Raw genomic sequence first — 20,240 nt, forward strand, 5'->3', positions numbered from 1 at the left:
GGCGCTGGGAGCCGCACATGCGTGGATGCCGTTGGCGGATCGGGTCAGGGCCCTTTCCTGCGGAAAGGGGTCCGACCCCGGGACTGCTCAGATCTTCAAGTAGATCTTCCGACGGTCCAGCCACCAGGCCACGCCCCACCACAGCGCGACAAACGCCAGTGCCTGCAACATCGACGCCAGCTCCAGCGCACCCGGCATCGCGTTGGCCAGCTGCTGCCAGATCCAGCCCCAGGCACCGCTGGCCATCAACGCCACCGACATCACCGAGGCCCCCAGATACGCGGTGATCGCATTGACGCCGAAGCGCCGGCCCAGCGCCGGCCATCCCTTCAGGTCGATCAGCACGTGGCCCAGCCACAGCGCCAGCGCGGCCAGGCCGCCGGTCCACAGCACGTAGCTGGGCGTCCACAGCTGCTTGTTCAACGGCAGCACCCCGGCCAGCAGCAGGCCCAGCACGGCGGTCGCCACGCCCAGCCCGGCCAGTGCCGTCGAACGCCCGCTGCGCAGCAGGCCACCGGCCAACAGGCCGAGCACGGTACTGGCCAGTGCACCCAGCGTGCTCAGCAATCCTTCCGGGTCATGGCCGAGGCCGGTATCGGCATGCCATTGATAGATCCACGGTGCGAACAGCGTGGTGTCCAAGCGGCTGGCCGGGTTGGTCCACGGCGCCAGGTCACCCATGCCGAGCAGCAGCATCGTGTACCCCACCAGCAATCCAACAAGCACGCCGGCCTGCATGCGCGGCCGTGCATACACCGCCAGCACGCCCACCAATGCCGCGCACACGGCGATCCGTTGCAGCACGCCCCAGATGCGGAAGTGGTGCGTATGCAGCGCCCACCAGATCAGCAGATGCAACAGCACGCCGGCCACCAGGATGCGCAGTGCGCGCTCCAGCACGCCGCGCGCCAACACCGGGCGTGCGGCGGCATCCAACGCGCGCGGTGCCACGCTGAAGGCCATCGACACGCCCACCAGGAACAGGAAGAACGGGAACACCAGGTCGGTGGGCGTGCAGCCATGCCATTCCGAATGGCGCAGCGGCGCGAACACTGCACTCCAGTCGCCTGGATTGTTGACCAGCAGCATCGCCGCCACGGTGATGCCGCGCAGGGCATCGATCGAGCCCAGACGGCGTGGCGGCGTACTGTTCATCAGGCGGCCTCGTACTGACCTGCAATCCAGGTGCCACGCACCTGCAGGGCCTCATCCAGCAGCACCAGGTCGGCCTGGTAGCCCTCGGCGATGTGGCCCAGGCGGTCGTCGACGTTGAGGAACTGTGCCGGGTAGGTCGAGGCCATGCGCGCGGCCTCGGCCAGCGGCTGGCCCAGCAGCTGCACGGTGTTGCGCACCGCCGTGGCCATGTCCAGCGCAGAACCGGCCAGCGAACCGGCGGCATTGCGCACCACGCCATCGATGGCGGTGATGGTTTCGCCATACAGCACGTAGCTGGGATCGTCGGCACCGACCGGCGGCATCGCATCGGTCACCAGCAGCAGGCGACCGCGCGGCTTGGCCGCCAGCGCCACGCGCAGGCTGGCCGGATGCACATGCACGCCATCGACGATGATGCCAATCCAGCTGTCGCGGTCCTCCAGCGCAGCGCCCACTGCGCCAGGCTCACGGCCCTGCAGCGGCGACATCGCGTTGTACAGATGGGTGAAGCCGCGTACGCCGGCATCCAGGCCGGCGCGGATCTCTTCGTACGTGCCTGCGGTATGGCCGGCGGCCACGATCACGCCACGTTCGACCAGCGCACGGATGGTTTCCAGTGGCACGCGCTCCGGCGCCAGCGTCAGCAGCGTCACGCCGTTGTCCAGCGACGCCGCCAGCGCGATCTCTTCTTCGTCCGGCACGCGGAACTTGCTGGCATCGTGCGTACCCTTGCGCGCCGGCGCGATGTAAGGCCCTTCCAGATGGATGCCGATCACGCCCGGCACGCCCTGCGCGATCGCCTCGCGCATCGCACCGATGGCTTGGCGCATCACCGCCACGTCATCGCTGATCAGCGTGGGCAGCATCGCGGTGGTACCGAAACGACGATGCGCCTGCGCAATGGTGCGCAGCGCCGCCACGTCCGGCGTGTTGTTGAACAACGCGCCGCCACCGCCATTGACCTGCACGTCGATGAAGCCGGGCAGCAGCCAGCCACCGCCCAGGTCTACCTGCTCGGCAGCGGGACCCAGCTGTGGTGCGGCGTCGGGCAGCAGCGCGCTGATGCGACCGTTTTCGATCACCACGGCCAGATCGTCGCGGAACTCATCGCCTGCCAGGATGCGGGCATTGCGCAGCACGGTTGCCATCACACGGTCTCCGTCACCTTGTTCAGGTGCGGCGGCAGGTCCGGGTTGAAGCCACGGCGCAGCGCCAGCGCGTTGATCGCGCGATAGAAGCTCTGCACGGTCAGCAGCGGTGCGCACAGCGGGTGTGGCGCGGGCGCCACCGGCAGGTTGCCGCCAGCACCGGCCAGCCACACCTGCGCGCCGCGCGAAGTGAACTCCTCGACCACCGCTCGGGTGCCGGCACCCGTTTCATCGGGCTGCGCGAAGGCCAGCACCGGGAAGCCACGGTCGACCAGTGCCATCGGGCCATGCTTCACTTCGGCCGAGCTGTAGGCTTCGGCGTGCAGGCTGCAGGTTTCCTTGAACTTCAGCGCCGCTTCCTGCGCCGCACCCAGGCCCAGGCCACGGCCGAGCACGAACAGGTTGGTGGCCTCGACCAGGCCTTCGGTCACCGCGCTCCAGTCGCACTGCCAGGCTTCACGCATCGCGTCCGGCAGCAGGTCCAGCGCGTTGCGCAGGCTGCTGTCCTGCTTCCAGTAGGCGGCCAGCTGCAGCAGCGCCGCCAGCGAGGCCAGGTAGCTCTTGGTTGCCGCCACGCTCTTTTCGGCACCGGCATGCAGCGGAATGACCGTGTCGGCCAGCTGCGCCAGCGGCGAATCCTCGACGTTGACCAGCGCGATCACGCGTGCGCCAGCGGCCTTGGCCGCCTCGGCGTTGCGCAGCAGGTCCGGGCTCTTGCCCGACTGCGAAATGACGATGAACAGCGCACCGCGCAGCTGCAGCGGTGCGGCATAGACCGAGCCTACCGACGGCGACGCGGAGGCGACCACCAGGCCCAGTTGGGTTTCCAGCAGGTACTTGCCGTAGGTGGCGGCATGGTCGGAGCTGCCGCGTGCACAGGTGACCACGAACGGCGGCGGCGCGGCGCGCAGGCTGGCGGCCAGGGTTTCCATGGTGGCGTGGTTGCGCGAGAACTGGCGGGCAACCACGTCGGCCGCTTCAGCGGCCTCGGCGAACATCAGGGTGGCGGTGGGGTCTGACGGCGACATGGCAGGCTCAGGCAGGATCGGAAGGAAGGGGGCGTGCGCCGGCCGGGCGCATCGGCGCGGTCGAACCGCGCACCACCAGTTGCGGCACGAAGCCCTGGTTGTGCAGCGGTGCCGGCGCATCGTCGTAGGCGTCGCTGCGCAGTTGTGCGATCAGCAGGCGCGCGGCATGGCGGGCGATGTCCTCGGTGGCCTGCTTGGCGGTGGTCAGCGGCGGCCACGACTGGCGCGAGAACGGGCTGTCCTCAAAACCGGCGATGGACAGGTCGTAGGGCACGTTCATGCCGGCCGACTTGGCGGCGGCCAGCACGCCGGCAGCGATTTCGTCGTTGGAACCGAAGATGGCGGTGGGCGGTTCGCGCAGCGCCAGCAGGCGGCGCGCCCCACGGAAACCATCATCGAAGGTGTAATCGCCCTGCACCACCAGGTGCTTGTCCACAGTCATGCCGTAGTCCTTCAGCGCGGCTTCGTAACCGGCGTAGCGTTCGCCCGAGGAGCGGTGCGAGCTGCCGCCCCAGAGGAAGCCGATGCGCTGGTGGCCCAGCTGGATCAGGTGCTCGGTGATCTCGTAGGCCGCCTCGCGGTCGTCGACGAACACGCAGGCGCCGTCGGCCGGATCTTCAGTGGCGGCGATGATGCGCACCAGCTTGATGCCACGCGCGGTCAGCGCCTGGATCAGGTCGCGGCGCTCGGACATCGGCGCGGTCAGCACCAGCCCCGCCAGCCGCGAGCGCTGCACCCAGTCGGCCAGTTCATCGGCCAGCAACGGCGAGCTCGAATCACAGGGATGGATCTGCAGGCCGAAACCGGTCTCGCGGCACGCGGCCAGCACGCCGTTCTGCACGCCGATGATGTGGTACGGGTTCGGGTTGTCGTAGACCAGCCCGATCACGAAGGTAGTGCCGCTGCGCAGGTTGCGCGCGGACGGATCGGGCTCGTAGTCGAGCTCGGCGATGGCACGCAGCACCCGCGCACGGGTGGCCTGCATCACCGAGGGCTCGTTGTTGATCACCCGCGAGACCGTCTTCAGCGAGACCTTGGCCTTCTCCGCAACGTCCTTGATGGTCGCTCTGCGCATGGGTTTTCCCTGGGGTTGGCTGCCGTCCATCATCGCCGATCAGGCCTTGTCCTGCGGCAGGCCGGCACGATGGCCGATCACCGAGTAGAACAGGATGTACAGGTAGCACGGCACCATCAGCAGCACGAACACCAGCTGGAAGTCGATGTGCTGCTTGAGCACGGCGAACAGCTGCGGAATGATCGCGCCGCCGGCGATGCCCATCACCAGCAGGGCCGAGCCGGTCTCGGTGAAGCGGCCCAGGCCGCGGATCGCCAGCGGGAAGATGGCCGGCCACATCATGGCGTTGGCAAAGCCCAGCAGCGCCACGAAGGCCACCGAGACGTAGCCGTGCGTAGCCCAGGCGCCCAGGCAGAACACCACGCCCATCACTGCCGAAATGGTCAGGTAGCGCGACTGCGAGACCAGGCCGGGGATCGCCAGCAGGCCGACCACGTAGCCGGCCAACATCGCACCCAGCGTCAGCGAGGTGAACATCTTGGTCTGGTCCAGCGGCAAGCCGAAACCGTGGCCGTAGGTGCCGATCGCATCACCGGCCATGACTTCCACGCCTACGTACACGAACAGGCACAGCACGCCCAGCCACAGATGCGGGAACTGGAAGATGCTGCGGCGCTCGGCCGTTCCCGGTGCCCCTGACGGCGTTGCATTGGCTTCGGAGGACTTGATCTCCGGCAGAGGCGAGAACAGCACGGCCACCGCCAGCACCACCAGCAGCGCGGCCATCGCAAGGTACGGCGCATGGATCTTGGCGGCGAATTCGTTGAGCAGCGCAACCTTGGTGACCGCGTCGGCGGCCTGCACCTGCTTGTCCAGGTCGCCGATGCCATGCAGCACCAGGGTGCCGATCAGCACCGGGGCGAGCATGCCGGCGATCTTGTTGCAGACGCCCATCAGTGCGATGCGGCGTGCCGCCGTCTCGATCGGGCCGAGGATGGAGATGTAGGGGTTGATCGCGGTCTGCAGCAGCGCCAGGCCGCTGCCGATCACGAACAGGCCGCCGAGCGCGCCCGGGTACCAGCGCTGGGTGGCGAATTCACCGAACAGCGCGGCACCACCGGCCATCACCAGCAGGCTCAGGCTCAGGCCCTTCTTCATGCCGGTGCGGCGCAGGATCCAGGACGCCGGCAGGGCGAGGAAGAAATAGGACAGGTAGAACACCATCAGCACCAGGAAGGCGCCGACCTCGCTGAGTTCGAAGGCCAACTTGACGAAGGTGATCAGCGGGCCGTTGAGCCAGGTGAAGAAGCCGATCAGGAAGAACAACACGCCAACGATGGCGATGGAGGTGGCCACGTTCGGGCGCGCGCTTGCAGCGGGGACGGCGGACATCAGGAGGGCTCCTGCGGCGACGGCCGCAGAACGCGGCGTCGGAGAGTGGCTGGGAACAACGTTGTCACATTCTTTCGATGGACAACGGCGGTTTGTCAACTTCCATGCACGCCTGCCTGAACCTTGTGCTGCACTGCGCAAGTCCGCCGCGGTACGCCCCGCTGAATGCGCGGCAGGCCTAGAGCCCCGTGCGCCAATGGTTCCCATGTGAAACCCGCACTCACACCGTGTAAACGTTTACTGCGCGCCGCATTCGTTGCGACGCAGCAACGAAAGTGTCACGAACTCGTTGACATCGTTGTCAGCGCGGTTACAGACTCCGCCCCAATCGCCGCCCCCGATCCCCGGGCCGGCCCACCTGCAGCAGGAGCCCGCGTGACCGCCAGCCACCCCGCCCCGTCGCATGTCCTGTCCCGCGTCGCGCCCTCGTTCCTGGCCGCCGACGTCGGTGGCACCCATGTGCGCGTGGCCCGGGTCCAGGCCAGCGGTGACGCCGCCCATCCGGTGCAGGTGCTGGAGTACCGCAAGTACCGCAATGCCGACCATGCCGGCCTCAGCGCGATCCTGTCCGACTTCCTGGGCGAAGGCCCGCGGCCCACGCATTGCGTGGTCGCCAGCGCCGGCTATGCCCGCGAAGACGGCACGGTGATCACCGCCAACCTGCCGTGGCCGCTGTCGGCGCGCCAGGTGGAAGCCGAGGTCGGCCTGCAGCGGGTCTACATCGTCAACGATTTCGAAGCGGTGGCCTACGCCGCCGCGCAGGTGGACGCCAGCGGCGTGCTGCACCTGTGTGGACCGGAAACTGCCACACGTGGCCCGACCCTGGTGGTCGGTCCCGGTACCGGTCTGGGCGCCGCGCTGTGGATCCCCACCGCGCACGGCCCGGTGGTGCTGCCCACCGAAGCCGGCCAGCCGACCCTGGCGGCCAGCACCGAACTGGAAATGGCCATCGTCCGCTACATGCAGCGCGACCGCGCGCACGTGTCGATCGAGCATGCGATCTCCGGCCCCGGCCTGATGAACCTGTACCGTGCGGTGTGTGCACTGCAAGGGCAGGCGCCGACCTTGGCAAGCCCCGATGCAGTCACCGCCGCCGCCATGGCCGATACCGATGCACATGCGCGCCAGGCGCTGGACGTGTTCTGTGGCCTGCTCGGCAGCACCATCGGCGACATGGCGCTGTTCTACGGCGCCCACGGTGGCGTCTACCTGGCCGGCGGCATCCTGCCGCAGATCCGCGAATACCTGCATGCCAGCACCTTCGTCGAACGCTACCTGCAGAAGGGGCCGATGGGCGAAGCGCTGGCACGCATCCCGGTGAAGGTCGTCGAACACGGCCAGTTGGGCGTGGTCGGCGCTGCCAGCTGGTACCTGCAGCAGTCGGCCGCCTGACACCGCAACAGGCTTCAACGCAATCGCAGCACGCAGTACGTGGCACGCCAACGCACGGGACTTCGCCGCCGCCCCGCGCATGTCATCGCAACCGTAACCGAACACCGCCGCCGGCACCCAATCGAGTGATGAGGAGAGACATCATGAACACCCGCAAGACCCTGCTTTCGGCCGCCATCGTCAGCTGCATCGCCTTCAGTGCGCACGCGCAGCAGGCGGCCCCGACCGCCACCGATCTGGACACCGTGACCGTTACCGGCATCCGTGGCTCGATGGAAAAGTCGCTGGACACCAAGCGCGAAGCCAATGCGCGCGTGGAAGTGGTCACCGCCGAAGACGTGGGCAAGCTGCCCGCGCACAACGTTGCCGATACCCTGCAGCGCCTGCCGGGCGTCAACATCAGCTCGTCCAGCGCCGATGAAGGTGGCTTCGATGAAGCCGACCGTGTCAGCCTGCGCGGCACCAGCCCGAGCCTGACCCAGACCCTGATCAACGGCCACACCGTCGGCTCCGCCGACTGGTTCGTGCTCAGCCAGGGCAACAACGTCGGCCGCAGCGTCAGCTACTCGCTGCTGCCGTCGGAACTGGTCAGCTCGGTGGAAGTGAACAAGTCCTCGCAGGCCAAGCTGCAGGACGGCGGCACCACCGGTACCGTCAACATCATCACCCGCAAGCCGCTGGAATTCTCCAAGCCGTTCACCGCGGAAGGCTCCATCGGTGCGGTGCGTTCGGACCTGGCCAAATCGACCGATCCGCAGTACTCGGCATTGTTCAATTACAAGAACGACGAAGGCACCTTCGGCGTGATGGTGCAGGGCTTCAGCCAGAAGCGCGAACTGCGCCGTGAAGCGCAGGAAATCCCGGGCGGCTTCTTCAAGATCGGCGCCGGCGACCCGGTCGCCAGGACCAATCCGGACCTGATCGGCGTCAACGTGCCGGGCCTGCTGGGTTCGACCCTGTTCGAACAGACCCGCGAACGCAAGGGCGGCCTGGTCTCGCTGCAGTTCAAGCCGAGCGACAGCCTCACCCTGGGCCTGAATGGTTTCAGCTCCGAGCTGAAGGCCAACAACTACAACCGCAACTTCATGATGTTCGGCAACAGCTTCGCCAAGTCGCAGGCGCCGGATCCGGGCTATGTGGTCAAGGACGGCGTGCTGACCAACGCCACCTACAGGGGCGTGCCCGGCACCGACTATGCGGTGTACGACATGATCTACCGCGAGTCGAAGGCCAAGTCGAGCTATGTCACCTTCGATGCCGACTGGCAGATCAGCGACAGCCTGACCGCCACGTTCCAGGCCGGCAGCACCAAGGGCACCGGCGAGACGCCGCGCCAGTACATCGCCGAGGTCACCCTGGCCAACGGCGGCGGCGCCAGCTGGGCCACCCACGGCAATGGCTCGCCGATCGACTGGAACGTCGGCGGCGACCTCTCGCCCAACGGCGCGACCAGCTTCGGCACCTGGGGCAACCAGCAGGTCACCGCTGAAGACAAGGAGAAGTGGGCCACGCTCGACTTCAACCAGTACTTCAATGATGGCGGCGTACTGAGCTCGATCGACTTCGGCCTGCGTTTCGCCGACCACAAGCGCGAAGCGCTGTCGCCGGAAGGTGCAACTCCGGGTGACATCTGGAGCGCGCTGAAGAACGGTGCCACGGCCAACTATCCCAGCGGCTTTGCCGGTGACATCGGCGGCACCTTCCCGCGCAACCTGTGGTACTTCACCCCGGGCGCGCTGAAGGATGCGGTGACCAACAACTCCACCTGGCTGGCCGGCAATGATGGCCCGACCGGTCGCCACAACTATGGCGCCGAGTGGAAGGTGAAGGAAAAGAACTTCGCCGGCTACGTGCAGGCCAATTTCCGCGGCGACTGGTGGAGCGGCAACGTCGGCCTGCGCTACGTCAACATCAAGCAGGACATCGACACCTACAACGCCGTCAGCAAGGCCGCCGACGCCGATGTCAGCAGCCTGTTCGGCATGTGGGAGCGCCTGGCCTTCCAGAACAAGCGCAACCGTGTCCTGCCCAGCGCCAACATCAAGTTCGACCTGGACGACTCGCTGGTGCTGCGTGTCGCCGCCTCGCAGACCCAGACCCTGCCGGACTACTCGGCACTGGGCGCGTCCTCGTACGGCTCTGACCTGAACCGCACCGGCGGCGGCGGCAATCCGAACCTCAAGCCGACCCTGTCGACCAACCTGGATGCCAACCTGGAGTGGTACTTCATGCCGCGCGGATTGCTGTCGGTGGGCGCGTACCACATGAAGCTGAAGGACTACATCGCCTTCGACGTGGTCTCGCGCCAGCTGTACAGCGAACTGACCAACCAGCTCGAGACCTACCAGATCTCCACCCCGATCAATGCCGACGGCAAGGTCACCGGCGTGGAAGTGGCCTACGAGCAGCCGATCGGCGAGTACTTCGGCATCAATGCCAACTACACCTACGCCAACGGCACCACCTCGCACACCTGGTCGGATGGTTCGCACAACCTGCTGGGTACTTCGAAGAACACCTACAACGTGGGTGCCTACTTCGAGAACGAGCGCTTTGGCGCCCGGGTCAGCTACACCCGCCGTTCCTCGTTCCTGATCAGCCTGTCGGGCACCAACCCGTACTACCAGGATGATTTCGGCACGCTGTCGGCATCGCTGAGCTACAAGGCCACCGACTGGCTGAGCATCAGCCTGGATGGCCTGAACCTCAACAACCCGACCTACAAGTACTACCAGACCGCGGCCATCCCGACCTCGTTCTACAGCAACGGCCGCCAGTACTACCTCAACTTCCGCTTCAAGTACTGATCCAGCGGCAGCAACATCGCCGAGTCGTGCACGCACGCCGGGCCTGGGTCATTCCGGGCCCGGCGTTTTTCATGTATAGCGTTCATCGCACCGTTCCAAGGAGTCGTTCCGATGGTCAAGCCTTCCCGCGCCCAGATGCGCAGCGCAGTACTGCTGGGCAGCCTGCTCGCCCTGCTGCCGGCGCTACCCGCGCTCGCCGCCGATCCCACGCCGGCCGCTGAAGCACCGGGCCCGCAGCTGCGCGCCGGCAGCCTGATGCTGATTCCCGCGCCCGCTACCGTGCAGCACGGCCAGGGTAGCGGCATCACCGTACGCGCCGATACCGCGCTGCAGGCCGAAGGCGAAGCCGCGCAACGGGTCGCCACCCAGTTCGCCGACCTGCTGGCCCGCAGCGGCGGTCCGCGCCTTACGCCGGCCCAGGGCAAGGCGGCAGGCACGTCGGGCAGCATCCGCTTCCAGATCATCCCGACCTTCCGCGACAGTGGTGAGAGCTACACGCTGGAAAGCACCGCGCAGGGCGTGCTGGTGCAGGCCGGCAACGAAACCGGCCTGTTCTACGGCGCAACCACGCTTGCCCAGCTGGCCACGGGTGGCAGCAACGGCGTGCTGCCGGCGGTGCAGATCCAGGACGCGCCGCGCTTCGGCTGGCGCGGTTTCATGCTCGACTCGGCGCGGCATTTCCAGAGCCTGGACGAGATCAAGCATGTGCTCGACGCGATGGCCGCGCACAAGCTCAATACCTTCCATTGGCACCTCACCGATGACCAGGGCTGGCGCATGGAGATCAAGCGCTACCCGAAGCTGACCGAGGTGGGCAGCTGCCGCCTGCCGGCCGGCGACGGTGGCATCGATCCGGCCAGTGGCAAGGAGCATCCGTACTGCGGCTTCTACACGCAGGAGCAGATCCGCGAAGTGATCGCCTATGCCGCCAGGCTGCATATCCAGGTGATTCCGGAAATCGACGTGCCCGGCCATGCCACCGCGGCGATTGCCGCGTACCCGGAACTGGGTTCGATCAACACCCCGCTGAAGCCGATCAGCGAATGGGGCGTGTTCCCGAACCTGTTCAACGTGGAAGACAGCACCGTCACCTTCCTCGAGAACGTACTGGAAGAAGTGATCGCGCTGTTCCCTGCGAAGTACGTGCACGTGGGCGGCGACGAGGCGGTCAAGGACCAGTGGGAAGCCTCGAAACAGGTGCAGCAGCGCATGCGTGCGCTGGGCATCAAGGATGAAATGGCCATGCAGAGCCACATCATCAAGCGCCTGGAAACCTTCCTGGAGCAGCACGACCGGCGCCTGATCGGCTGGGACGAAATCCTCGAAGGCGGCCTACCACCGCAGGCCACGGTGATGTCGTGGCAGGGCACCGAAGGTGGGCTGGCTGCAGCCAGTGCCGGCCATGACGTGGTCATGTCGCCGGTGGGGTACCTGTACCTGGATTACCTGCAGACCGCCTCGCCGAATGAACCACCCGGTCGCCCGGCCCAGGTCAACCTGGGCAAGCTGTACAACTTCGAGCCGGTGCCGGCCGAGCTGGCGGCCGACAAGCGCCAGCACATTCTCGGCCTGCAGGCCAACATGTTTACCGAGCACACGCGCACCTACGCGCGCCTGCAGCACAACCTGTTCCCGCGCCTGGCCGCCGTGGCCGAGACCGGCTGGAGTACGCCGGAACATCGCGACTTCCGCGATTTCCTCGCGCGCCTGCCCGCGCAGCTGCAGCGCTACCGTGCCTGGGGCCTGGCCTACGCGCAGACCCCGTTCGAAGTGGGCGTGGACTACACCGATGATCGCGCGAAAAACTCCGTGACCCTATCGCTGGCCAACCCGCTGGGTTATGAAGTGCGCTACAGCACCCATGGCCAGCCGGTGACCGCGCAGTCGCCGTTGTACCAGCAGCCGCTGACCGCGACGCTGCCGACCACCGTGCAGGCCGCTGCGTTCTACCAGGGCCAGATGCTGGCCGCGAAGCCGACCATCGCCACGTTCACCGCGCAGTCGCTGCTCAGCCGCCGCAGCGATGCGCTGCTCAGCTGCGTGGGCAAGAAGGGGCTGGTGCTGCGCCTGGAAGACGACGGCCCGCGCGAGGGAACGCGTGCGGTGTTCAACGTCGACATCTTCCAGCCGTGCTGGCGCTGGCCGCAGGCGCAGCTGGACGGCATCGGCAGCGTGGAGGTCCGCGCGGGCCGCATTCCGTACTACTTCCAGCTGGCCCACGATGAACCCAAGCGTCGCTTCGAAAAAGCGAGGCGCGCGCATGGCGAAATGCAGGTGCGTCACGGCGATTGCAGCGGCAAGGTGCTGGCTGAAGTACCGCTGCCGGCCACGCCCGATGCCGATGGCTTCGTGACCCTGCGTGCGGCGCTGCCGAAGGGCACGCAGGGCACGGGTGACCTGTGCATCAACTTCACCGGCGATACGCGCCCGGCGATGTGGGTGCTGGATGAGGTCACGCTGAAGAAGTAACCGCAAGCCTGTCCTGGCGCAATCCATCCACGCATGGCGTGGATCTACTGTAGAGCCGAGCCCATGCTCGGCTGCCTTTCGGGAGGAAGCCGAGCACGGGCTCGGCTCTACAGGGACCTCAGCCCCGCCAGCGCACCAGCAGATCGCGCAACGGGGTCAGTGCCGTGGCCATGCCGGCCAGCACGCCGATCGTGTTGGCAATGGCGTCCATCGGGTCGGCAGTGCGGTTGCTGGTCAGCGCGCCCTGCGCGAACTCGATGCCGACGCCCATCAGCACCAGCCCCACGCCCACCCACAGCAGCGGGCGCCCCGGCCGGAACAGCTGCACCGCGCTGCCGGCCAGGATGAAGTAGGCGAGGAAGTGCTCGCCCTTGTCGCTGTTTTCCGGCAGTGGAATCGGCGGCGGTGGGATCAGGCAGACCACGACCACCAGCAGTACCGCCAGCACCCACAGCACAGTCCACAGCCGCGGCCGCCGCAGCGGCTTGATCAGCGGCAACGCACTGCTCACAGGCGCCAGCTCAGGTCGCCCAGTTCGAACGCCGGCTCGAAGTCGACGCCGCGCTGCAGGCCGATGGCCTGGAAGCGCTCGCCCATCTCGGTCGGCAGGGTCAGCTTCTTCACCTGGTCACGCAGCTGGATACGGCCGACCTCATCCGTACGCTCTTCGGCCAGCAGCAGCACCTGGTCCAGGCCGTTGCCGAGCAGGAAACTGGCCTGGCTGCAGTACCCCGCCAATTCGAAACCACCGTGCATGCCCGCCTCGGCCATCGCGGTGAAATCCACCGACGCGGTGATGTCCTGCAGGCCGGGCCAACGATGCACGTCGTTGTGCACGTGGTGGCGGTAGAACGCGCGGACTGTGCCATCGTCGCGGTCGTGCTGGTAGAACTCGCTGCGGCTGTAACCGTAATCGACAAACAGCATCGCACCACGCTGCAGGCCGCCAGCCACTGCCTGCAGCCAGTACGGCAGCTGCGGCAGCACCTCGGAGCGGTAACCGTCGGCAAAGGGCTTTTCCAGGTAGCGCTCGATGTGGCGCACCGCACCGTTGAGCAGGATGTCAGCCGGCTGCGCGCCACGGATGAAGTTGCCTTCGCCATCAAGCTCGACGGTTTCCTCATAGACCTCGCCGTCCCGGATCAGGAAACGCGGGGTCGGCAGCGCGTCGATCACCTCGTTGGCGAACACCACGCCCTCCCAGTCCTCCTCGAACGGGCGGTCGATCCAGTCCACGCGCGCGGCCAACTCGGCCGGCAGGTTCTGCTGCAGGCGCTGCTGCTGGCGCTCGCGCAGGTCGGCGCTGGGTTCGAGGATGGCGTAGCGCGATGGCAGCGCGTCCAGTTCGGCCAGGCGCAGCAGCACGGCCTCGGCGAAGGCGCCGGTACCGCCGCCCAGTTCCAGCATGCGGGCCTGCGCGCCCAGCTGGGCGAACACTGGCGCCAGCGCATTGGCCACGCTGCCGGCGAACAGGCTGCCGAGCTCGGGTGCGGTGGTGAAGTCGCCGCTGCCACCGAACTTGCTGGCGCCGGCGCTGTAGTAGCCCCAGCCGGGGGTGTACAGGCACAGCTCCATGAAGCGCGAGAACGGCATCGCCCCGCCCTGCGCAAGGATTTCGGCGCGCAGGGCGGCCGCCAGCTGGTCGCTGTGGGCCAGGGCATCGGCTTCGGGCAGGGGGAAGGTGGGCTGCATGGCGTCTTCGAATGCGGTGACAATGGTGCACAGGATAGCCGAGCCTTGGAGGACCCTCGATGAGCGATACCCACCCCGTGGTCCTGATCACCGGCAGCGCGCGCCGGATCGGTGCGGCCATCGCCCGCCAGTTCCACGCCTGTGGCTGGTCGGTGGTACTGCATGCCAACACCTCCAGCGCCGAACTGCAGCAGGCCGCGTTCGATTTCGACAACGTGCGGCCCGGAAGCGTGCTTGCGCTGCAGGCCGACCTGCGTGACGCCGACGCCCTGCCCGACCTGGTGGAACAGGCCGTTACCCACTTCGGCCGCCTGGACGCGCTGGTCAACAACGCCTCCAACTTCTATGCCACCCCGCTCGGCCAGGTCACCGCCGAGGCGATGGACGAGCTGTATGCGGTCAATGCGCGCGCGCCACTGCTGTTGTCACAGGCGGCCGCGCCCTACCTGCGCCGCCAGCAGGGCTGCATCGTCAACCTGACCGACCTGCACGGCACCGACCCGATGCGCGACCACATCGCCTACACGATGGCCAAGGCCGCGCTGGAGATGGCCACCCGTTCGCTGGCGCTGGAGCTGGCGCCGAAGGTGCGGGTCAATGCGGTGGCGCCCGGCGCGATCCTCTGGCCGGAACAGGGCAAGGACGATTTCGCCCGCGAGGCCCTGCTGGCGCGCACGCCTTTGGCGCGGATCGGTACGGTCGAGGAGATCGCCGAAGCGGTGTACTGGCTGGTGGCCGAAGCCAGCTTCGTCACCGGCCACACGCTGCGCGTGGATGGCGGGCGCACGGTCAGCTGAGAGGTTGCCGGCCAGCGGCCGGCGCTACCGGTCATGCCGGCCGCTGGCCGGCAACCTCCATCAATCCAGGTCAACCACCTCGAACGCCTCGCCAAACTGCGCGTGCGCGCGCCACAGCGTCGCCAGGTCCAGCCCGCTGACCGGATCGATGAAGTCGGGCGCGATATCGGCCAGCGGCTTCAGCACGAAGGCATGCTTCAGTTCGGGACGGGGAATGCGCAGGTGGCCGGGACCTTCCACCACCAGGTCGCCGTAGAACACCACGTCGATATCCAGGGTCCGGTCGGAGAAGCGCGGCCCACTACGGTCGCGGCCGTGCGCGTCCTCCAGCGCATGCAGCCAGTCGTCCAGTTCCTGCAGCGGCAAGTCCGTCTCGATCGCCACCGCGTTGTTGAGGAAGGCCGGGCCGTCGAAGCCGACCGCGGCGGTACGGTAGGCCGGCGAGACCTGCAGCGCGCCGAAGCGCTCGCGCAGGGCCGCCACCGCGGCGTGGAGGTAGCGGCGGGGCTGGACATTGCTGCCCAGGCTCAGGAGCACGGTCGTCATGCGGTTCAGGTGGCAGCGATGGGGGGCGTGGACATGCCGTCGTCACGGCGGCCTGCCTACAATCCGGGACGCACATGATAGGGCACCGACATGACCTATTGCGTTGGAATCGAGGTGGACGAGGGCCTGGTCTTCGCTGCCGACACCCGGACCAATGCCTCGCTGGACGATGTACGCGTGCATCGCAAGCTGCACGTGTTCGAATATCCCGGCCAGGCAGCCTACGTGCTGATGGCGGCTGGCAACCTGGCCACCACCCAGCTGCTGGTGTCGCGCCTGGGCCGCGATGCCGCAGAGCGGCGCGTGCCCAACCTGCGCGACATGACCCACCTGTTCGAAGCCGCCGCGTATGTGGGGCAGCTGCTGGTGGACAGCCAGGTGCACAGCAGCCACAGCGAACACGGCCATGACGGGGTCAACACCCAGGCCACGCTGATCTTCGGCGGCCAAATCGCCGGCGAGCGGCCCGGGCTGTACATGATCTACCCGCTCGGCAACGCCATAGCCGCCTCGCCGGAGACGCCCTACCTGCAGATCGGTGAATCCAAGTACGGCAAGCCGATCCTCGACCGTATCCTCAGCCCCGCCACGCGCCTGGAGGATGCAGCGCGTACGGCGATCGTGTCGCTCGATTCCACCATCCGCTCCAATCTGTCGGTGGGCCTGCCGATCGATCTGGCGCTGCTGCGCGACGGTGAACTGCGCATCGGCCAGCAGCTGCGGCTGGGCGCGGATTCCACGCTGTATGCCGACATCCACCAGAACTGGTCGCGGCGGCTGGAACAGGCGGTGGACGCGCTGCCGCGGTTCCCCTGGGAAACCGTGGATTGATCGACCTGACCTGCCGCCGGGCATGGCCCGGCGCTACCGAAGGCGGTGGGTAGCGCCGGGCCATGCCCGGCGATGCTTACTCAGCCCAGCGCTTCGGCCACCGCGCGGAAGACCTGCTGCATCTGCAGCGGCTTGCGCAGTACATGGACGTCCACGCCGGCCGGGAAGGCATCGGCAGGCACCGCCACCGCCGCGTCCTCCAGCACCAGCGCCGGGCCGCGATAGCCCAGCGCAGCCATCTCGCCCAGCAGCTGGCTGGCCGGCAGCAGCTTTGAGCCGGCGTCTGCAATCACCAGCGCCGGCATCGCCTCCTGCTGCATCCAGCGCAGCGCCGCCGGGCCATCGGAGGCCAGCTGCAGCTGATACCCCTGGCTGGACAGCGCGTTGCCGAGCAGCGACAGGCGCGTGGCTTCGCCGTCGACCACCAGGATCGACTGGCCACTGCCCAGGGCCACCAGCTGCTCGATCGGCTCGCTGCCGTCGCTGGCTTCGTGCATCGGCAAGCGCAGCTCGAAGCAGGTGCCCTGCCCCGGTTGGCTGCTGACATGGATGCTGCCGCCGGCGCCTTCGACGATGCGCTTGCAGGAAATCAGGCCCAGGCCGGTGCCATCGGCCTTGGTGGTGAAGAACGGATTGAACAGGTGCGACAGCGTGTCCGCATCCATGCCGATGCCTTCATCGGACACGCAGATCTGCATCCAGTCCACGCCATCGCGCTGGCCGGCATGGCTGGCGGTCAGGCTCAGGCGGCCACCGTTGGGCATCGCCTGGATCGCGTTGAGCGCCAGGTTCAGCATTACCTGCTGCAGTTCGGTGTAGTTGGCGTCGACCACCAGGCCTTCGTCCTGCACCTGCAGTTCCAAGCGCACGGCATCGGGCACGTTGCTGCGCAACAGCAGCGCCACCGCATCGAACAGGCCCTTGATCTCGATGCGCTCGCTCGGCTTGCGCGAACCACGCACGAACGACAGCATCGACTCGGCCATCTCATGGCCGCGGCGGCCGCACTCGGCGATGACGTCGGCCAGGTGGTGCAGCTGCGGATCCTCGGTACGGGCCTTCAGCAGGTCCGGCATGATCAGCAACGGCTGCAGGATGTTGCGCAGGTCGTGGCTGAGGCCGGCGGCGAGCAGTGAAAGGCTTTCCAGGCGCTGCGCACGCATCAGTTCGGTTTCCACGCGTGCGCGCTCGACCGCACTGCGTGCATCGCGGATCGCACGTGCGACCGCCGAAGGCAGGCGCGCAGGCTGGTGCTTGATGATGTAGTCGTTGGCGCCCTTCTGCAGCGCCGCCACCGCATTCTCCTCACCCATCGTGCCGGAGACGAAGATGAAGGGCACCTCCGGCGAGGTCTCGCGCACGATGCGCAGCGCGTCGTCACCGGAGAACCCCGGCATGCTCAGGTCGGACAGCACGATGTCCGGCTGGAACACCGCCAGTGCCTGGCGCAGTTCCGCCTCGCTCTCGACACGCTCGAAACGGGCCTCCAGGCCCGCGTCGAGCATCTGTTCGGACATCAGCTCGGCATCTTCCGGTGAGTCTTCCACCAGCAGGATGCGCAGCGCCCCCAGGGCGGGACCGGTCAGGGGCATGGGCTCACTCGAGTTCCGGTGCCTGGTTGATCAATGCCCAGAACTTGCCCAGGGTCTGCACCGCGCCGAAGAACTGGTCCACGTCCACCGGCTTGACCACGTAGGCGTTCACGCCCATGTCCCAGCTGCGGGCCAGGTCGCTTTCCTCGCGCGAGGACGACAGGATCACCACCGGCAGGCGCTTGAGTTCTTCGTGCTCGCGGATCTGCCGCAGCACTTCCAGGCCATCCATGCGCGGCATCTTGATGTCCAGCAGCAGCACCGCCGGCAAGCCTTCCTCGCGGTTGGCGAAGGCACCGCGGCGCAGCAGGTAGTCCATCACTTCCACGCCGTCCTCGACGTGCACGATGGGATTGGCCAGACGCGCTTCCTCCAGGGCGTCGATCGCCATTTCGGCATCCGCCGGGCTGTCTTCAGCGAGAAGAATGGTGCGCAGAGTCGTCATGCAGAAGGACCTTGTTTGTCCGCGTCGGTCGCGGGGGGCAGGTAGAAGTGGAAGGTGGCGCCGACGTCCGGTTCGGCCTCGGCCCAGATACGGCCACCATGGCGGGTCAGCACGCGGCGCACGCTGGCCAGGCCGATGCCGGTCCCCGGATAGTCACTGGCCTTGTGCAGGCGCTGGAACACACCGAACAGCTTGCCGGCGTAGGCCATGTCAAAGCCTGCACCATTGTCGCTGACCGTGAACTGATGGCCGCCGTCGGGCTGCTGCTGGTAGTCAACGCGGATCTTCGCCGGCTCGCGGTTGCCCGAGTACTTCACTGCGTTGCCGAGCAGGTTGAGCCAGACCTGGCGGATCATGTTCTCGTCGCCCACCACGATCGGCAGCGGCGCGATGCTCCACTCCACCTGGTGCGCATGGCCGCTGTTCTCGGCCTCGGCCTGCAGGTTGGAATCGAGCATGGCGCGGGTGTCGGCCACCAGCGACTGCATGTCCACCGCCTGCTGCCGCATCGCCGCACGGCCAAGGCGCGAGTAGACCAGCAGGTCGTCGATCAACGCTGCCATGCGCCGGGCCGAACTGGAAATCACGTCCAGATAGTGGCGGCTCTTGTCATCGGCCTGATCGCCGAGGTGGCGCGACAGCTTGTCGGAGAATCCGGCCACGTGGCGCAGCGGTGCACGCAGGTCATGCGAGACCGAATAGCTGAAGGCCTCCAGCTCGCGGTTGACCTCGGATACCTGCGCAACCTTGCCTTCCAGCTGGCGGTTCAGCTCTTCCACGCGCAGCTGCACTGCGCGCTGCATGGTGACGTCGCTGATGGTCAGCAGCACCACCTCGTCATCGCTGTCGGGCAGCGGCATGCGCCGCGCGTTGAGCAGCATGTAGCGCACCATGCCGTCAGCGGTGCGCTGCTCGTGCTCGAAGTCCCACAGTTCGCGACCGCGCGACAGCACGTCGGCCAGGCGCTGCCGGACCACCGGGTCCTGCCATGCATTGTCGCCAACGTTTTCCAGCAGCAGGCCGTCGGCGCGCTCGTCCTGCAGGCCGTACAGCTCAGCGAACGCTGGATTGTGCAGCTGCACGCGCAGGTCGCGGTCGAGCAGCACGATCGGTTCGCGCACGGTCTGCAGCACCGACGCCGCACGTGCAGCCGAGCGCAGCGATTGCCGCTCGGCATGCAGGCGACGGCCGATCTGCCGCTGCAGCAGCCACAGCACCAAGCCGAGCAGCGCCAGCTGGATCACCAGCGAACTCCACGACACCAGTTCGGTCTGCTTGCGTTGGCGCGCCGCCTGCTCGGCGCGCAGCGCCAGCAGCTTCTGCTCGCTGGCCTGCAGTTCTTCCACCAGCCCGCGGATGGGATAGCGCGTACTCAGGTCCTGCACCAGCTCGCGCTGGTCGCTGTTCGGCTCGGACCTGGCCAGCTCGCGGGCGAGTGTCATGCGGCCTTCCAGCATCGATTCGATCCGACCGATGCGGATCAGCTGGTCGGGATTGTCGCGGGTCATCCGGCCCAGCTCGGCCAGGCGCCCGGGAATTTCATCGGCGCGGGCCATGCGCTCGCGCAGGCCGGGGGCATCCACGCCCTTGGACAGGGTCAACGCGGCCGATTCAACATCGCGCACATCGGCCTGCAGTTGCTGCAGTGCCACGCCCACGGCCTGGGTGTGGTTGACCCAGGCCATCGCTTGTTCGCTGTCCTGCTGCAGTTTACGCAGGGTCAACCACGGCACCACGATGATCGCGGCGGCGGCCAGCGCCAAGGCCGGCAACCGCCAGCGGTCCCAGATGTCGTCACTGAAAACCAGCGCCATAGTTCCTCGTCAGCTCTGCCGCGACGCGTTGGCCGGGCCGAACCCGGTTGCGGCGGAACCGGCAATATAGCGCAGGCGGTCACAACTCTGGAATTTCCAGCGCGGCCAGCTGAACGG

At 67.3% G+C, this 20,240-nt stretch carries 16 protein-coding genes; 5 read left to right on the forward strand and 11 right to left on the reverse strand.

What is annotated here, in order from left to right; all coding sequences use genetic code 11:
* Nucleotides 1–87 precede the first annotated feature (87 nt).
* The 5 genes from AC2A1N_RS15865 to AC2A1N_RS15885 are packed head-to-tail and all read right to left on the reverse strand — an operon-like array spanning nt 88 to nt 5,738.
* Complete coding sequence (locus tag AC2A1N_RS15865; RefSeq protein WP_065178052.1) at nt 88–1,155, reverse strand: acyltransferase family protein; 1,068 nt, start codon at nt 1,153–1,155, stop codon at nt 88–90.
* Nucleotides 1,155–2,303: an N-acetylglucosamine-6-phosphate deacetylase gene (gene nagA / locus AC2A1N_RS15870; protein WP_484372836.1), complete on the reverse strand. Its 1,149-nt coding sequence runs from the start codon at nt 2,301–2,303 to the stop codon at nt 1,155–1,157. Before nagA ends, AC2A1N_RS15865 begins: the two co-directional genes overlap by 1 nt.
* Nucleotides 2,303–3,331 carry an SIS domain-containing protein gene (locus AC2A1N_RS15875; protein WP_180867711.1) on the reverse strand — a complete coding sequence of 343 codons (1,029 nt, stop codon included), beginning with the start codon at nt 3,329–3,331 and terminating at the stop codon, nt 2,303–2,305. The genes nagA and AC2A1N_RS15875 overlap by 1 nt, the downstream gene beginning before the upstream one ends.
* Before the next feature lie 7 nt (nt 3,332–3,338).
* Nucleotides 3,339–4,406, reverse strand: coding sequence for a LacI family DNA-binding transcriptional regulator (locus AC2A1N_RS15880; RefSeq protein WP_005411045.1), 1,068 nt, complete (start codon nt 4,404–4,406; stop codon nt 3,339–3,341).
* 39 nt (nt 4,407–4,445) lie between these two features.
* Nucleotides 4,446–5,738 carry a sugar MFS transporter gene (locus AC2A1N_RS15885; protein WP_484372839.1) on the reverse strand — a complete coding sequence of 431 codons (1,293 nt, stop codon included), beginning with the start codon at nt 5,736–5,738 and terminating at the stop codon, nt 4,446–4,448.
* Nucleotides 5,739–6,113: 375 nt separating this feature from the next.
* Between AC2A1N_RS15885 and AC2A1N_RS15890 the strand changes: the two genes are divergently transcribed.
* The 3 genes from AC2A1N_RS15890 to AC2A1N_RS15900 all read left to right on the forward strand — a co-directional run bounded on the left by AC2A1N_RS15890 (nt 6,114) and on the right by AC2A1N_RS15900 (nt 12,406).
* Nucleotides 6,114–7,130: a glucokinase family protein gene (locus AC2A1N_RS15890; protein ID WP_065178048.1), complete on the forward strand. Its 1,017-nt coding sequence runs from the start codon at nt 6,114–6,116 to the stop codon at nt 7,128–7,130.
* Nucleotides 7,131–7,273: 143 nt separating this feature from the next.
* Nucleotides 7,274–9,937, forward strand: coding sequence for a TonB-dependent receptor (locus tag AC2A1N_RS15895; RefSeq protein WP_484372841.1), 2,664 nt, complete (start codon nt 7,274–7,276; stop codon nt 9,935–9,937).
* Nucleotides 9,938–10,048: 111 nt separating this feature from the next.
* Nucleotides 10,049–12,406 (forward strand): family 20 glycosylhydrolase, encoded by a 2,358-nt coding sequence (locus AC2A1N_RS15900; RefSeq protein WP_134968137.1) that lies wholly within the window; start codon nt 10,049–10,051, stop codon nt 12,404–12,406.
* A 118-nt stretch (nt 12,407–12,524) separates the two neighbouring features.
* On the opposite strand, the gene AC2A1N_RS15905 is transcribed toward AC2A1N_RS15900, so the two are convergent.
* Complete coding sequence (locus AC2A1N_RS15905) at nt 12,525–12,917, reverse strand: VanZ family protein (protein ID WP_061479675.1); 393 nt, start codon at nt 12,915–12,917, stop codon at nt 12,525–12,527.
* Entirely contained in the window at nt 12,914–14,098 is a 1,185-nt protein-coding gene (locus AC2A1N_RS15910) for a class I SAM-dependent methyltransferase (RefSeq protein ID WP_061479676.1), read from the reverse strand. The genes AC2A1N_RS15905 and AC2A1N_RS15910 overlap by 4 nt, the downstream gene beginning before the upstream one ends.
* Before the next feature lie 59 nt (nt 14,099–14,157).
* Here AC2A1N_RS15910 and AC2A1N_RS15915 point away from each other — a divergent pair, with 59 nt between their 5' ends.
* Nucleotides 14,158–14,895, forward strand: coding sequence for a pteridine reductase (locus AC2A1N_RS15915; RefSeq protein ID WP_005419347.1), 738 nt, complete (start codon nt 14,158–14,160; stop codon nt 14,893–14,895).
* 60 nt (nt 14,896–14,955) lie between these two features.
* Here AC2A1N_RS15915 and folK read toward each other — a convergent pair whose 3' ends face one another.
* The gene (folK, locus tag AC2A1N_RS15920; protein ID WP_053498221.1) at nt 14,956–15,441 is read right to left on the reverse strand and encodes a 2-amino-4-hydroxy-6-hydroxymethyldihydropteridine diphosphokinase; all 486 of its coding nucleotides are present in this window, start codon (nt 15,439–15,441) and stop codon (nt 14,956–14,958) included.
* Between the two features lie 90 nt (nt 15,442–15,531).
* Here folK and AC2A1N_RS15925 point away from each other — a divergent pair, with 90 nt between their 5' ends.
* The gene (locus AC2A1N_RS15925) at nt 15,532–16,272 is read left to right on the forward strand and encodes a proteasome-type protease (protein WP_154351430.1); all 741 of its coding nucleotides are present in this window, start codon (nt 15,532–15,534) and stop codon (nt 16,270–16,272) included.
* An 80-nt stretch (nt 16,273–16,352) separates the two neighbouring features.
* On the opposite strand, the gene AC2A1N_RS15930 is transcribed toward AC2A1N_RS15925, so the two are convergent.
* From AC2A1N_RS15930 to AC2A1N_RS15940, 3 genes are read right to left on the reverse strand one after another with little or no spacing between them, the layout of a single operon-like run.
* A complete protein-coding gene (locus tag AC2A1N_RS15930) occupies nt 16,353–17,864 on the reverse strand; it encodes an ATP-binding response regulator (RefSeq protein ID WP_111201871.1) in 1,512 nt (503 codons plus the stop codon).
* 4 nt (nt 17,865–17,868) lie between these two features.
* A complete protein-coding gene (locus AC2A1N_RS15935; protein ID WP_005411057.1) occupies nt 17,869–18,309 on the reverse strand; it encodes a response regulator in 441 nt (146 codons plus the stop codon).
* Nucleotides 18,306–20,123, reverse strand: coding sequence for a sensor histidine kinase (locus AC2A1N_RS15940; protein WP_061479679.1), 1,818 nt, complete (start codon nt 20,121–20,123; stop codon nt 18,306–18,308). Before AC2A1N_RS15940 ends, AC2A1N_RS15935 begins: the two co-directional genes overlap by 4 nt.
* Nucleotides 20,124–20,240 lie beyond the last annotated feature (117 nt).

The organism is Stenotrophomonas maltophilia group sp. SKK55 (assembly GCF_057179845.1).

Excerpts from the sequence above, each read along its gene's own strand:
- AC2A1N_RS15940 (WP_061479679.1), bottom strand. The coding sequence starts at position 20,123 with ATGGCGCTGGTTTTCAGTGACGACATCTGGGACCGCTGGCGGTTGCCG.
- AC2A1N_RS15910 (WP_061479676.1), bottom strand. The coding sequence starts at position 14,098 with ATGCAGCCCACCTTCCCCCTGCCCGAAGCCGATGCCCTGGCCCACAGC.
- AC2A1N_RS15895 (WP_484372841.1), top strand. The coding sequence starts at position 7,274 with ATGAACACCCGCAAGACCCTGCTTTCGGCCGCCATCGTCAGCTGCATC.
- AC2A1N_RS15935 (WP_005411057.1), bottom strand. The coding sequence starts at position 18,309 with ATGACGACTCTGCGCACCATTCTTCTCGCTGAAGACAGCCCGGCGGAT.
- nagA (WP_484372836.1), bottom strand. The coding sequence starts at position 2,303 with ATGGCAACCGTGCTGCGCAATGCCCGCATCCTGGCAGGCGATGAGTTC.
- AC2A1N_RS15865 (WP_065178052.1), bottom strand. The coding sequence starts at position 1,155 with ATGAACAGTACGCCGCCACGCCGTCTGGGCTCGATCGATGCCCTGCGC.
- folK (WP_053498221.1), bottom strand. The coding sequence starts at position 15,441 with ATGACGACCGTGCTCCTGAGCCTGGGCAGCAATGTCCAGCCCCGCCGC.
- AC2A1N_RS15930 (WP_111201871.1), bottom strand. The coding sequence starts at position 17,864 with ATGCCCCTGACCGGTCCCGCCCTGGGGGCGCTGCGCATCCTGCTGGTG.
- AC2A1N_RS15915 (WP_005419347.1), top strand. The coding sequence starts at position 14,158 with ATGAGCGATACCCACCCCGTGGTCCTGATCACCGGCAGCGCGCGCCGG.
- AC2A1N_RS15875 (WP_180867711.1), bottom strand. The coding sequence starts at position 3,331 with ATGTCGCCGTCAGACCCCACCGCCACCCTGATGTTCGCCGAGGCCGCT.
- AC2A1N_RS15925 (WP_154351430.1), top strand. The coding sequence starts at position 15,532 with ATGACCTATTGCGTTGGAATCGAGGTGGACGAGGGCCTGGTCTTCGCT.
- AC2A1N_RS15900 (WP_134968137.1), top strand. The coding sequence starts at position 10,049 with ATGGTCAAGCCTTCCCGCGCCCAGATGCGCAGCGCAGTACTGCTGGGC.
- AC2A1N_RS15885 (WP_484372839.1), bottom strand. The coding sequence starts at position 5,738 with ATGTCCGCCGTCCCCGCTGCAAGCGCGCGCCCGAACGTGGCCACCTCC.
- AC2A1N_RS15880 (WP_005411045.1), bottom strand. The coding sequence starts at position 4,406 with ATGCGCAGAGCGACCATCAAGGACGTTGCGGAGAAGGCCAAGGTCTCG.